We start from the raw sequence: 14193 nt of genomic DNA, 5'->3' as shown, positions 1-14193 counted from the left end.
CTTATTACAAGTTTTCTGTTAACCGTAAAGCTCAGTCCTTTCCTGCGGGACGCTACGCGAACCACAAGACCGAACCGCTCACTTGCATTACAAAGCGTGCTGAAATATAAGCATCTCGTGCGGTTTCTAACCGCTCTTTTCACCAAATAACCTTAAATCTTGGGATATCAATTGTAAAATTTGCTCTCGATGACTCTCCAAAAACAGATGTTTACCATCAAGTTTATGTAGCCTAAATGAACTATTAGTATGAACGCTCCAAGCAGAAAGATGTTCTTGGTTCAAAAATTTATCCTCGCTACCAAAAAAGCTAGTAATGGGAAAATCTAGCGGTACTTCTTCTGTATAAGAATAGTTATCTTTTTGAATCACAGATGCTGCTTTCAAAGAATTTAGTAACAACTGCAAAAATGTATCATCTTCCCCAACTGATGCAGATAGTTCTAGATTCGTTAAATCTTTGACAAAATTGAGTAATTCGGAGCGAGAAAGATTTTCTAAGGAAGGATAAGGATAAGGAAGTTGGGGCGCGTGTTGAGCGCCGACAAAGAAATGAATCGGTTGCAAATGATGGTGACGACGCAAATAACGACACAATTCAAAATTAATTAATGCTCCTAAACTATGACCATAAAAAGCAAATTTCTGATCAAGATGGGGCAACAAAAATTCTGCCAAATCTGCTACTAATGAAGTCAAACAATCAAAATGTTGTTTACTTCCAGGGGATTTCTGAGAAGCAAGCTGGAGAGGATAAACTTCAATATCTGCTGGTAGATTATTAGACCAATTTTTAAATACAGAAATATCTCCTCCCGCATAAGGTAAACAGAAAAGACGTAACTTAGCATTCGCTTTTCGTTGGGGGTTAATTATCCATTTTGCTGATATTTGTAATGTTTGTGATGTTTGTAAATTGACGCTCTGTTTGTCTTTTACTGTTAGCGATTGATTGATATTATCTTCATCGGTTACAATCATTAACTCAGATTGTTCTTTAAGTTTTTTGAGGGAATAGAGAGAAGCCATGACTGCATCTGCATCAATTCCGAAGTCAATTAAACAGGCGATTTCATCAACGCCAATTGCTTGTAGTTTTTCAACCATTAACTGACAGCTTTCTGGTGTACCAATTAAGGCACTACTTTGAAAATAACGTTCAAAGGCATAAGCCAATAAATGTTCTTTGTCTTTCTCATCCAAACCATCCAAACTTGTGATACCATGTCTCCACAAATTGACTGAACTTTCTAGATAGTTAGTAAATGGCTTCCTGACTTTATGGCGCACTAAGTTCATATCTTCGCCAATAAAAGTATGCAGCATGAGGGTAACTTGACCAGCTTCGGGATCATGACCATTTTTTGCCCGTGACTCTCGATAAGAGGCGATTTTTTCAGCTAATTCTTCAATGGGTTGAAACAGAAGGGCTGTTAAGACATTCGCCCCCATAGCACCAGCTTCCATAAATCTCTCTTTTCCCCCCGTACAAGTAATCCAAATGTCTATTTCCTTTTGTTTGGGTAGGGGGTAAATTCTGGTTTGGGTTTCTTTACCAATACCATTCTGTAAGGAGATTGATTCACCTTGCCAGAGTTTCTGTACTGTTTTAATGCCTGAAAACATCACTTCTGCACTATTGGCAAAATTATCAGGTGCGAACACAAAATCATTCGGGTTCCAACCACGGGCAAAAGCAATGTCTACTCGTCCTTGGGAGAGATTATCTACTACCGCCCATTCTTCAGCTACTCGGATGGGGTTATGTAGGGGTAAAACCACGCTACCAGCACGGATACGAATGCGATCAGTTACCATCGCTAGGGCAGAACCTAAGACGGCAGGATTGGGGTAGAGTCCACCAAAGGCGTGAAAATGCCGTTCTGGTATCCAAACTGCGGTTAAGCCGTATTTATCGGCAAATTTTGACCCCTCAATCAATAATCTATACTTGTCGCTGTTAAACTCAGCCTCGTTACTGGCAAAGTATAACAGACTAAATTGCATGGCTTTTTTTGGTGATTGATAATTGGTGATTGGTAATTGCTTTATTAAGCTTCTCTGCTCCTCTTTTGGGGTTGAGACTGGGTTTTCTAGTTCACCAGCTAAGTGAAGAGCTAAAGTTTCCACAGTGGGAAAGTTCCAAACAATGATGGCTTCTAAGGAACGTCCTAGCAATTTTTCTAAATCTTTGGCTAATTTTACTGCTTCTATGGATTTGAGTCCATAATCTAGAAAAGATTGCTCAGATTTACTATTCTCGGTTAATTTGGTTGGTACTTCTAAATTTTTATGCAGCCAGTTGACTATCCAATTCTCGATTGATGCGGCTGTATGAGTTAAAATAACTGGTGCTGATTCAGGAGAATCATTATTTGTGGCAGTTTGTAACTCTGTGTTTGATAAAGTTTCCAGACTATTTGCACAAGTTATTTCTGGAGTTGAAGTATTAGAAGTATGATTTGATGATGGAGTGGTTTGGTAAAAACTATTTGCATTCTGATCAAACCAGTACCGTTGTCTTTGAAATGGATAAGTTGGTATTTTCACCCTCCGTCGAGGATAATCCTGATCAAAGCCATGCCAATTTATAGAAACTCCCTGTAAATATAGCGTTTCTAAATTTTGCAGCAGTTGTGGCCAGTCTTCCTGGTTTGCATTCAGACCTGTTAACCAAATTCCTACCCCATGATCTAGGAATTGAGAACCCATTTCTAGAAGTAAAGACTCAGGACTTACCTCTATAAATACTTGATAACCTTGATTATGAAGTGTTTTGATACTATCAGCGAATTGAACTGGCTGCTTGATATGATGACACCAATACTCTGGAGTTGCAATTTCTGCTGTAATTGGTTGTGCGGTAACTGGAGAAATGATCCTAATTTTTGGGGATGAATAAGTTACAGTTGCTTCCTCATGGGACAATGATGATCTTAAATTTTCCCGTTGGGCAATTAACTCAAAGGCATCTTCTAAACTAAATACCCCAGCCACGCAAGCGGCCACATATTCGCCCATACTATAACCCATAACTGCATCTGGGATGATGCCCCAGGATTTCCATAACTCAGCTAGGGCATATTCCAGGGCAAATAAGGCAAATTGGGTATAGACTGTTTGATTGAGGAGATTAGTTGTTGTTGGTTGATTGTCTGGATATAAAATTTCTAGTAGTGGCTGATCTAAATAAGGGCGAATAATTTCTTGACAGCGTTCTAGAATAGCCCGAAAGGTAGGTTGAGTTTCATAAAGTTGACGACATGAGTTGAGATATTGACTACTTTGATCTGGAAATAAAAATACTATTTTGGGTTGTTTACCATTGAGCGATCGCTTCTGATCTTTTCCGAAAGTATTTGTTGCTGATACAATAGCTGCTAACTTCTCTATCAATATTTCTCGTGATTCTGCTACTACAGCCAGACGATGATGAAAATGAGTTCTGCTAGTATTAGCAGTGAAGCATAAATCTGCCAGTGAAAAATTGAGATCACGGTTCTGCAACTTTTCTAGATAAAGATTTGCCAAGTCTAATAGTGCCTTTTCCGTTTTAGCTGATAAAGTCAGAATATGTAGGGGGCGTTCCCTTGTGGCGATATTTTGCTGAGACGATAAAGGGGCTGCTTCCAGAATGATATGACAGTTAGTACCACCAAAACCAAAAGAACTAACTCCGGCAAATCTTGTCTGTGTGATAGAATGCCAAGACTGTAAAGCAGTGGGGATAGAAAAGGTGGTTCCTGCTAAAGAAATATAAGGATTTAGTTGTTTAAAGTGTAGATTAGGAAAAATCTGCTGATGTTGTAATGATAGCGTTGTCTTGATCAGTCCTGCTATACCGGCGGCTGCTTCTAAATGACCAATATTAGTTTTGACAGAGCCAAGCCAACAAGGTTGATGTGATTCTCTATTTTGCATCAATACTGCTTTTAAAGCTTTATACTCGATAGCATCTCCTAAACCGGAGGCAGTTCCGTGGGTTTCCACATAACTAATTTCCGTTGGTTCTACTCCCGCATTTTCCAGGGCTTGACTGAGAAGTGTTTGTTGAGCTATGCCATTAGGTGATGTAATGCCATGACTAAGACCATTTTGGTTAACGGCCGAACCTCTAATGATGGCGAGAATATTGTCTTGATCTTTGAGGGCATCGTCAAGGCGTTTAAGTATAATAATACCGCAACCTTCACCCCTGACAAAACCATTAGCTCCAGCATCGAAGGTTTGGCAACGACCTTGAGGTGATAGCATACCTTTAAGAGAAAGAGCGATTGATTCCTCCGGGGATAAACGTAGGGATACTCCTCCAGTTATAGCCAAGTTAGATTCACCACTACGTAAACTCTGACAGGCTAAATGTACTGCAACCAAGGATGAAGAACAAGCGGTATCAATAGCTAAACTTGGACCTTGCAGATTTAAAAAATAAGATAAGCGATTAGCTACAAAGCAAAGAAAAGTATGGGGTCCGTCTTCGGCATCTATGGTAGATATATCCTTATAAATGAGCCGATTATGATCGCTTTGGCTCATGCCAATGAATACCCCAGTTTTACTACCCGCTAGAGTTTTGGGGACGATACCGGCATTTTCTAAAGATTCCCAAGCTACCTCTAGTACCAGTCTATGATGAGGATCAATACGTTGGGCATTACTAGCGGAAATGTCGAAAAAATCAGGCTCGAAATGATCTATCTTGTCTAAGAAGCCTCCCCAGCGGGAGACAGTTTTTCCTGGTGTACCTGCTGTGGGAGTATATAAATCATTAATATCCCATCGTTCTAAAGGTATCTCTGTAATTGCATCTACTCCTTCCCTGAGTAGCTTCCAGAAAGATTCTATATCTTGAGCTTTTGGGAAACGACAACCCATGCCAATTATTGCTATAGCTTCCATAAAGATATTCTTTGTATATTTATTCCTAGAAAATTCGTAATAATGACGATAGTGCCAACTATAAGAATAGCTAAATTAGGATTTTACCACTCATTTTATCTATCGAGTTCAAAAAATCTCCAGATAACAAGTATATTGATTGTAGAATTACCTACAACCACGTAGTAGAAGCATGGGTAAGTATATACGTGCAGTTCAATCAACATTCCTAAAAAAATTATGACCACCACAGTCAATGTTCCAGAAGTACAGACTGAAAAAAAACCAACCTTGAATACTCTACTGCTAATTCCTATAGCAGTGTTTATGTTATCTCTAGCGCCAATATTTATCAGGGTCAGCGAACTGGAAATTAGTCCTAATGCTACAGTCTTTAATCGCTTTTGGATTTCTACTGTCATCCTTGGGCTGTGGGAAGTAATCACAATTATCAGTAGTAAAGTATCCCAGAAATCCCCTGAACAACCAGAGTCTTGGACTCTTCAGGATATAGGACTGTTTGTACTAGCTGCGGGCTTCGGTGCAGCCAACTTAACTGCTTGGGCTTGGTCTTTAACTCAAACCAACATCGCTAACTCTAATTTATTGCATAATTTCACCCCATTTTTCGCCACTTTAGGGGGGTGGCTATTTTTAAAGCACAGTTTTGACAGCAAATTTATTATGGGTTTGATTTTAGCTTCAGTCGGGGCGATCGCCATTGGTTTTGAAGATTTTAACTTGACCAGCACTCACTTTACAGGTGATGCTATAGCTTTACTCTCGGCTGTGTTTTATGCTGGAAATGCTCTCTGTGCAGAAAAACTAAGAGCCAAGTTTTCTGCAACAACCATCATCCTCTGGAGTTGTTTTTTCAGAACTCTTTGGCTGTTACCAATAACTTTGATTTTTGATAAGCAAGTTTTCCCCGTTTCCGTAAACGGATGGTTAGCGGTGATTTCTTTAGCACTTTTCTGTCAAGTGCTGGCTACAGTAATTATGTTCCATAACTTGAAAAAGTTTTCATCAGGTTTTGTATCTTTGTTCCTATTGCTTGATCCAATCATTACTGCCATATTAGCCTGGGTAATATTTGCGGAAAAGTTAAGTATTGTCAACTGGTTCGCTTTTTTCACAGTGTTGGCTGGTATATATTTAGCTAAATCTGGTCAAGGCTCTCAGAAAGTAACGGATAGAGAAATTTCACTTGATCAACAAGCCTAAATATTGTTTAGTCTATTTTCACTTCTAGTACATCTAATCACAAAGAAGTATGACAGCAGAATTACCACGTTGGGTAGCAGATTTAGAAAGATTGTTATGGCAGATTCTTGAATACTTCCGCAGTCAGATATCCAATCACCTTAATGGTAGCCGTCGCCTTTATTGGGTATATTTATTAACATCTTTATTGTTAGCCGGATTCGTTTACTGGCGTTTACGACCTCAGTCTGAACTTAATCTGAAAAGGTTTATTAGTTTTTGCTTCCCAAAAGAAATCTATCTTCATCCTTCAGCAAAGCTTGATTATCAGCTATTTATCATCAATAATATGCTTGCACCGGGTGGTTTACGTCTAGCATGGTTAGAGACATCATTGGTAGCATCCCTAGTCAATAATTGGCTACAAGAAACCTTTGGTGATTTCGGCGGATTTATAACCGAAAATTGGTTATCGCTAATGATTTTTACCATCTTATTTATCGTAGTCTTTGACTTTGCATCTTACCTTAATCATGCTTGGCATCACCAAAATCCTATCCTGTGGCAATTTCATAGTCTACATCATTCCAGCGAAGTCTTGACCCCCATCACTCTGTATCGTTCTCACCCGTTATATGAACTCAATAAAAAGCTGATTACTACAGCCATCAGCGCCCCTTTACAAGCGGTACTAATTTATCTGTTTTTTGGTAAAATCCATCTCATGACCATGTTTGGTCTGAATTTTTTGGTCGCTATATATTATATGGCAGGTGGTAATCTCGCCCATTCCCACATCTGGCTTTCCTATGGAAAGACATTGAACCACATTTTTATGAGTCCAGTGCTACACCAAATTCATCACAGTATAGCACCCGAACACGTTAACAAGAACTATGGGGAATTTTTGGGAATTTGGGATTGGATATTTGGCACTTTATATATACCAGAAAAAGAGGAGAAACTAGAGTTTGGTATTGGCAAAAACCAGCCACAGCCTTATCCGAATTTAACCAAGGCTTATTTAGATCCGGTAGTGAATGCAGTCCGTCTACTAATTGCCAAATACCTGGAGAAAGTAGAATTAAAATGATCAAATTGAATTAAATTCTATGCTATTAACTAAAGGTTTTGAATTAGAAATGTTTTTGGGTACTCCCCAAGGTGATCCCATTCCCTTTGCTGAAAAAGTTGTGGGGAAAGTGGATAGGTTTATGCAAGAAACAGACGAACGGCATATAGAATATACAACGGAACCTCTGCACAGCTACGAACAGCTTTTAAGTCAATTAATATTACCGCGAATTCAACTCAGAGAATATCTAAAAACTTTAGGAGATTATACAGTAATTCCTGGCAGTACATTATCATTAGGAAGAAGCGATCGCTTTTATCGTTCAGGAGATACAAGTCCTTATTTAGAATACATTGAACGCAACCACGGCACTAATGTTGTTACTGCTAGTGTTCATATCAACATTGGTTTTAGTGACCCAGAATTATTAATCCGAGCTTGTCGTCTCATTAAAATGGAAGCACCCCTATATTTAGCTTTAAGTGCTTCCTCTCCATTTCTGGATAATCAAACTACAGGTTATCACTCTACACGCTGGCATATTTTACCCCATTCCCAATATCACATTCCCCTATTTGAAAACCACGGCGAATATATTGAATGGGTAGAAGGACATTTAGCCGCAGGGACAATGTTTAATGTTCGTCATCATTGGGATAATGTGCGACCGAATGGCGATCGCCGTCCTTATGATATTAATCGGCTAGAACTGAGAATCTGTGACTTAGTTACTGATCCTACTTCTTTACTAGCTATTACTGCTTTGTTAGAAGCCCGTCTTTGGCAATTGGTTAATGATCCTAACCTCGACCCTTTAGAAATGAGTAAATTACCAGCAACAACTAGAAAACAAGACTTAATTGATTTAACAAAAGCTAATGAAGCCGCCGTCAAGGTATTAAGTTTAGATGCTGAGTTAAGACATTGGCAAGACGGCAGAAAAATTCTAGCTCGTAATTGGATCAATGAGATTTATAATGATGTTTTGCCATTAGTTAAACAACAAGGCTTTGAGCATTTTATTTTGCCTGTGCAAACAATCTTACAGGAAGGTAATACCGCACAAAAATGGTTAAAAATGTATGCTCAAGGTGCTGATATTCGTTCAATTATTACCAAAGCCATTCAAGAGATGGCCAAGCAAGAAATTGACTTAGCCACTCAGTTTGGTATTTAAAAGTTCGTCTAGCTTACCCTGCTTGTCTAATGCGGAAATGTCGTCAAAACCACCAATATGTTGATCGTTGATGAAAATTTGAGGTACACTACGTCTGCCATTAGCCCGTTCAGCCATCTTCGCTCTAGCAACCTCATCCCCATCAATAGAGTATTCCGTAAATTCAACACCTTTGTTTTTCAATAAGGCTTTGGCTCTAGGGCAGAAAGGACAATAAGTCCAAGTGTAAATTTCTACTTTAGCAGTCATGGAATTTTTAATGTAGAGTAATAGTGTTTCTATTGTAGCCATGATTCCTAAAAATATTCTCCCTCATCTACAAACAAAACCAACTGAATGGCGAAAAATTGCCCAAAAATTTGAGGCAATAGTGGGCAAAAAAAGTGTTATTCAACGCCGAGAAGAATTACTCACCTATGAATGTGATAGTTTAACTAGCTATCGTCAACGTCCAGCATTAGTTGTACTACCACGCACCACAGAACAAGTAGCAGAAGTAGTCAAAATTTGCCATCAAAAACAAATTCCTTGGGTGACACGGGGTGCGGGGACAGGTATATCTGGAGGTGCGCTACCAGTTGAAAATTGTGTTTTAATTGTCACCACATTGATGAAGCAAATATTGAAAGTTGACCTAGAAAATCAACTGATTATTGTCCAAGCAGGGGTCATCAATAATTGGGTAACTCAAGCCATTAGTGGTAGTGGATTTTACTATGCGCCAGATCCTTCCAGTCAAACTGTTTGCACAATTGGAGGCAACATTGCGGAGAATGCTGGTGGTATTCATTGCTTGAAATATGGTGTGACAACCAATCATGTTTTGGGATTAAAATTGGTAATTACTGATGGTTCTGTGGTCGATGTTGGGGGAATGATTCCAGAAATGCCTGGTTATGACCTCACAGGCTTATTTGTTGGTTCAGAAGGCACTTTAGGCATTGCTACAGAAATCACTTTACGCATTATTAAGACACCTGAAGCCATTGGTACACTTCTAGCAGACTTTGCCACTATTGAAGACGCAGGAAATGCCGTCACTAATATTATTAGTGCTGGAATTATGCCGGCGGCGATGGAACTAATGGATAATATGACAATTAATGCCATAGAAGATGTTATTAATACAGGATGTTATCCTAGAGATGCGGCGGCGGTTTTATTGATAGAGCTTGATGGTTTAGCAGTAGAAGTGGAAAGCAATAAACAGCAGGTTGCTAAAATTTGTCAACAAAACGGAGCCAGGAATGTAATTATTGCTAGTGACCAACAAATGCGCGTGAAACTATGGCAAGGGCGTAAAACTGCCCTAATTGCTTTAGGATATCAGAGTAATTATTTTCTCCAAGATGGAGTTATCCCGCGGACTCAATTAGCATCTGTCCTCAAAGAAATTGCCGCGTTGGGAAATAAATATGGGTATCGTATTGCTAACACCCTTCATGCTGGTGATGGTAACTTACATCCAGTCATTCTTTATAATCATTCTGTTTCTGGTGCTTTTAAACAGGTGGAAGAATTAAGTGGCGAAATTCTCAAACTTTGTGTAAGAGTGGGTGGAAGTATTTCTGGAGAACATGGTATTGGTGCTGATAAAAAATGTTTAATGCCGGAAATGTTCAATGATGCTGACTTAGAGACAATGCAACTGTTACGCCTAGCTTTTAATCCTCAAGGTTTAGCAAATCCTGGTAAGATATTCCCTACACCTCATACTTGTGGAGAAGCTGCACAAGCTCAAAAAATGGGACAGTTTCCGGGCTTAGAAGTATTTTAGTCTTTATTCCTTTGCGCCTTTGCGCGAAACTTTTATTAACTTTGACTCCTGATATACTTAGGACTTACGCAAAATCTCTCTCAAACCCTCATTCCTCTGTGTTCTCTGCGTCCTCTGCGGTTCGTTATTCCGTAACTTGTGCGTAAGTCCTAATACTATTGGACAGCCATTGTCACTAATTCTGCCAACTTTTGATCGAGCATTTCTGCAACCCTCAAAATTTTCTGATTTTCAAATCTAGCTAAGAGAGATGAAGGTTTGTCATAGATAATGCAAGTTTTACCATTATATTCATCATACACAAAAAGTCGCAGGGGAACATAAAGCCCGACGGACGGATCTTCTTCAAACATTCGATTAGCTATGAGCGGGTTGCCAATAATATAGAGTTTTGCTTGTTTAAATTTGCCACATAAGGAAAGCACTTTACCAGATTCCAGGTGTGTAAAAATCATCAGATCATTTTTACCAACCATTGATTTAACTGCATTTTCTACATCTGTAAAAGAGGCATTTGCATCTATCAGCTTTTGAAAAATTAGATTATTAGCTTTACCAACTAATGACTCTATAGCAGTGGTAACTTGGGTATAAGATTTTTCTGAACAAACTTTTACATGAGTTACTGTGAAATTAATAATTTCCATATCTCTTGATTTCTGATTTGACAAATATTCTAAATATCTAATTTTTAGCCCCCCAGCTAATAGCAAGGGGGTTAATATTTTCTCAGACCTGAATTAGCTTATGATCCAGATAGATGTTCTGATAGAGACTCAATTGAGGGGTAATCATAGGTGATAGTTGGATCAATAGAACGTCCCAACCAATCACCTAAATCGGTAGTTAATCCAATAGTTGCAGAGGAATCCAAACCATAGCGGTCAAAAGAAGTTGTCACATTGACTTCATTTTGATCAATTTCCAAAAGTTGGGATAAATAGGAAACTAACCAGGCTTGAATAGCGGTCACAGTTTGCTGTTTTTCGGCAATAATCTCTTGATTTGGCATTTTCATCGGTATTTTCTCCTGAATTGATCTGAGATAAAAACTTTGATTAGGTGGTTAAAAGTGCAATCCGGCTATGTGGCCTTTCTAGCTGCTAAAAAGGCTTTTTTAGCTTTGATAGTATCGGCTGTAGGAATCTTGACATCGGAAATTAAACCCAGCTTTTCTAAAAGCAGGACGACCCAGCCACCGATATCAATTTGCCACCAGTCGAAACCGAAAATGGCTGATTGAGGAAAAGCATGGTGACTATTGTGCCATCCTTCACCCAAGGAAGGGAGAGCCAGCCAGAGATTGTTTCGGCTGTGATCTGGGGTATTAAAGGAGCGACCTCCAAGGACGTGAGAGAAAGAGTTGACACCATTGATCAGGTTATTAACGAAGAACATCCGCACCAATCCTCCCCAAAGAAAGCCTTGGAATGCTCCCAGCCATGAGTTTGTGAAAACTCCGCCTACAATAGCAGGAATTACCAGTCCTAAAGTCACCCACAGCAAATAATATCGGCTGACTGTTGTAAGTGCTTGATCGCGCAGTAAGTCCGGGACATAGTGGATGGTATTGGGGTGTTCTCTATTGGTAGCTAACCAGCCGTCATGAGCGTGCCAAAAGCCTTTGATCTGACCACCAAATCCTGCTCCAAAGAGATGGGGAGAATGGGGATCTCCTGGTTGATCAGCATATTCATGATGACGACGATGGGCGGCTACTGCCAAAAGCAAAGGACCGGGGGCAGCCATAGAGCCAAGAATTGCCAAAGTTACCCGAACGACGACATTGGCCTTAAAAGCATTGTGGCTAAAAAGTCGATGCCAACCCACAGTAAATCCAATTTGAGTGAGAAACCATAGACTGATAAACAGTCCTAAGTTCACCCAATTAAGGGGAATCCACCACAGTAAAACAATGGCGGTGATGAATCCCAAAAAAGGTACAACTTCAAACAAGATGAAGTGAATGGTTTGAGGAACTGTCAGATGAGGGGCTGTTACAGTTTTTTGTCTCTTATCTGGATTGACAAGAGGTTCTGTAATTACTTGAGAAGTTAAATCCATTGTTGCTCTTGATGATTGCTTTGGTGTATTTCATGCCTGACTTGAAGGTTAATTGATGGCTTCAGTAGCACTAACCTTTCTTTTTTTAGCGGCGATCATCTCATTTGTGGGCATTTTCAGATCCCAAACCAAACCGAGCTTTTCTAGTAGTTGAATCACTAAGCCACCCATATCTAATTGCCACCATTGGAAACTATGAATTGCTGCATTAGGAAAAGCGTGATGGTTGTTGTGCCATTCTCCACAGGTAAACAAAGCCACCCATAGGTTATTACGGCTATAGTCGTCAGTATGAAAAGGACGATTTCCTAATAGATGGGCAAGAGAGCCAACGGTCCAGAAGCCTAAATGGTGTTGGAGGAAGATGCGGAGAAAGCCACCCCATAATGTTCCTGTTAACGCACCCATCCAAGTTCCTGAGATGATGCCACCAATAACACCGGGAATAGCTACCCCTAAAAACAACCATAAATAATAGAGTTGGCTAATTTTGTTCATGATCGGATCTCGCACCATGTCTTTGGCAAAGATAAAAGTGTTAGTGAGTTCATGATTGAATGTCCAACCGACATGAGAATGCCATAGTCCTTCGAGAAAACCCAATTTTTTGTCTTCTTTGATAAAGGGGGAATGGGGATCTCCGGGGGTATCGCTGTATTTGTGGTGACGACGATGGGTAGCTACCCAATAATTTAGGGGTCCTTCTGCGGCCATAGAACCCAGGACAGCAAGGATAATTTTGACAGTTTGATGAGCTTGAAAGGAGCAGTGAGCAAAGTGTCTATGTAGTCCTACTGTTACGCCAATCGCTGTTAAAAAATACATAATCAGCAGCAGCCAGATGTCTACGGCACTCACACCGATCTGAACAGCTAGGATGACTGCGGCAACAGAGCCGAGAAAGGGAATAATGAGATTAGTGATGCCGTGAATTTCCTGTTGTCTTTTCAGGCGATCGCTTTTGATTGTTATTACTTGCATTGTTTGCTCAACCTACATTGATTTTGTAGTCGGGAATTTAGTCCTGAGCTATGGTAATTCTTTTCGCTGCCATCATCTTGACTGTGGGTAGATTTACATCCCAGACCAAGCCTAATTTTGCTAATATCCAAACCACTGCATAACCAAAGTCAACTTGCCACCATTTCAAACCAATAGCAGCGGAGCTTTCAAAGGCATGGTGATTGTTTTGCCAAGACTCTCCAAAAGTGGGGATTGCTATCCAAGGGTTATTCTTACTTTGATCTCCTGTTTCATAAGGATGAGTCCCATAGACATGAGATACAGAATTAACACTCAAGATAATGTTATCTACAAGAAAAATTCGCACGATACCAGCCCAAAGAAAGCCTTGCAATGCTCCTATCAATGACCAATGAAGTAGTCCGCCGATCACAGTGGGAATAGCTAGACCAAGAAGTATCCAAACTAGATAAAATCGGCTAATTTTGGATATGGTTTGATCTCGCAGGAGTTCGGGAGCATAATATGTGGGATTAGGATAATCATGATCAATTAACCAGCCGACATGGGAATGCCATAATCCTTTGATAGTTCCCAAAAATCCCTGACCGTGAAGATTTGGAGAATGGGGATCTCCGGGTAGGTCACTACATTCATGATGACGACGATGGACGGCTACCCAGGAAATTAATGGACCTTGCCCAGCTATAGAACCAAGGATGGCGAATATTACCCGCATTACCTGGTGAGTTTTAAAAGAACGATGGGTATAGTAGCGATGAAAACCTACACTTACGCCGGTCATGGTCAAAGCCCACATGGCAATCAGCATCCCGATCTCGATGGGTCCAATGGGTAGCCACCAGAGGGAAATTAGCGCCACAATTGTTCCTAAAAAGGGAATGAAGTTGTACCACCAAAAATGCTTATATTGCAATCCTTTGATGTAGTCATTGATGATAACTTTTGTTTTTTGATTTGGTATTGTACTATCGAAATGTGTTGTCATTTTCTAAATCCTCTAATATTTGGCAATAGAAAAATTTGTCAGTACAC

At 39.8% G+C, this 14193-nt stretch carries 11 protein-coding genes; 4 read left to right on the top strand and 7 right to left on the bottom strand.

The window, feature by feature from the left end:
- Positions 1–126 precede the first annotated feature (126 nt).
- Positions 127–4899 carry a type I polyketide synthase gene (locus FJR11_RS15550; RefSeq protein WP_168505204.1) on the bottom strand — a complete coding sequence of 1591 codons (4773 nt, stop codon included), beginning with the start codon at positions 4897–4899 and terminating at the stop codon, positions 127–129.
- A 219-nt stretch (positions 4900–5118) separates the two neighbouring features.
- On the opposite strand from FJR11_RS15550, the gene FJR11_RS15545 reads away from it, so the two are divergent.
- From FJR11_RS15545 to gshA, 3 genes are read left to right on the top strand one after another with little or no spacing between them, the layout of a single operon-like run.
- The gene (locus tag FJR11_RS15545) at positions 5119–6102 is read left to right on the top strand and encodes a DMT family transporter (protein WP_168505203.1); all 984 of its coding nucleotides are present in this window, start codon (positions 5119–5121) and stop codon (positions 6100–6102) included.
- A gap of 49 nt (positions 6103–6151) precedes the next feature.
- Entirely contained in the window at positions 6152–7174 is a 1023-nt protein-coding gene (locus FJR11_RS15540) for a sterol desaturase family protein (protein WP_168505202.1), read from the top strand.
- Positions 7175–7193: 19 nt separating this feature from the next.
- Positions 7194–8333, top strand: a complete 1140-nt coding sequence (gene gshA, locus FJR11_RS15535; protein WP_168505200.1) for a glutamate--cysteine ligase — start codon at positions 7194–7196, stop codon at positions 8331–8333.
- Here the strand turns inward: gshA and grxC are convergent.
- Positions 8310–8582, bottom strand: a complete 273-nt coding sequence (gene grxC / locus FJR11_RS15530) for a glutaredoxin 3 (RefSeq protein WP_168505583.1) — start codon at positions 8580–8582, stop codon at positions 8310–8312. The two genes, gshA and grxC, sit on opposite strands and share 24 nt — an antisense overlap.
- Positions 8583–8622: 40 nt before the next feature.
- On the opposite strand from grxC, the gene FJR11_RS15525 reads away from it, so the two are divergent.
- Positions 8623–10110: an FAD-linked oxidase C-terminal domain-containing protein gene (locus tag FJR11_RS15525; RefSeq protein ID WP_168505198.1), complete on the top strand. Its 1488-nt coding sequence runs from the start codon at positions 8623–8625 to the stop codon at positions 10108–10110.
- Positions 10111–10265: 155 nt separating this feature from the next.
- Here FJR11_RS15525 and FJR11_RS15520 read toward each other — a convergent pair whose 3' ends face one another.
- The 5 genes from FJR11_RS15520 to FJR11_RS15500 form a co-directional block, all read right to left on the bottom strand.
- Positions 10266–10757 carry a DUF302 domain-containing protein gene (locus FJR11_RS15520; RefSeq protein ID WP_168505196.1) on the bottom strand — a complete coding sequence of 164 codons (492 nt, stop codon included), beginning with the start codon at positions 10755–10757 and terminating at the stop codon, positions 10266–10268.
- Between the two features lie 98 nt (positions 10758–10855).
- On the bottom strand, positions 10856–11128 hold the full coding sequence (locus FJR11_RS15515) for an acyl carrier protein (RefSeq protein ID WP_168505194.1): 273 nt from the start codon (positions 11126–11128) through the stop codon (positions 10856–10858).
- A gap of 65 nt (positions 11129–11193) precedes the next feature.
- Positions 11194–12174 carry an acyl-CoA desaturase gene (locus FJR11_RS15510; protein WP_168505192.1) on the bottom strand — a complete coding sequence of 327 codons (981 nt, stop codon included), beginning with the start codon at positions 12172–12174 and terminating at the stop codon, positions 11194–11196.
- A 48-nt stretch (positions 12175–12222) separates the two neighbouring features.
- Positions 12223–13155, bottom strand: a complete 933-nt coding sequence (locus tag FJR11_RS15505) for an acyl-CoA desaturase (RefSeq protein WP_168505190.1) — start codon at positions 13153–13155, stop codon at positions 12223–12225.
- A 37-nt stretch (positions 13156–13192) separates the two neighbouring features.
- Complete coding sequence (locus FJR11_RS15500) at positions 13193–14146, bottom strand: acyl-CoA desaturase (protein WP_168505188.1); 954 nt, start codon at positions 14144–14146, stop codon at positions 13193–13195.
- Positions 14147–14193 lie beyond the last annotated feature (47 nt).

The organism is Anabaena sp. UHCC 0187 (assembly GCF_009712035.1).
Classification (GTDB): Bacteria; Cyanobacteriota; Cyanobacteriia; order Cyanobacteriales; family Nostocaceae; genus Dolichospermum.
The sequence above is the reverse complement of the archived record's forward strand: the minus strand, read 5'-3'. Positions and strand labels throughout refer to the sequence as shown.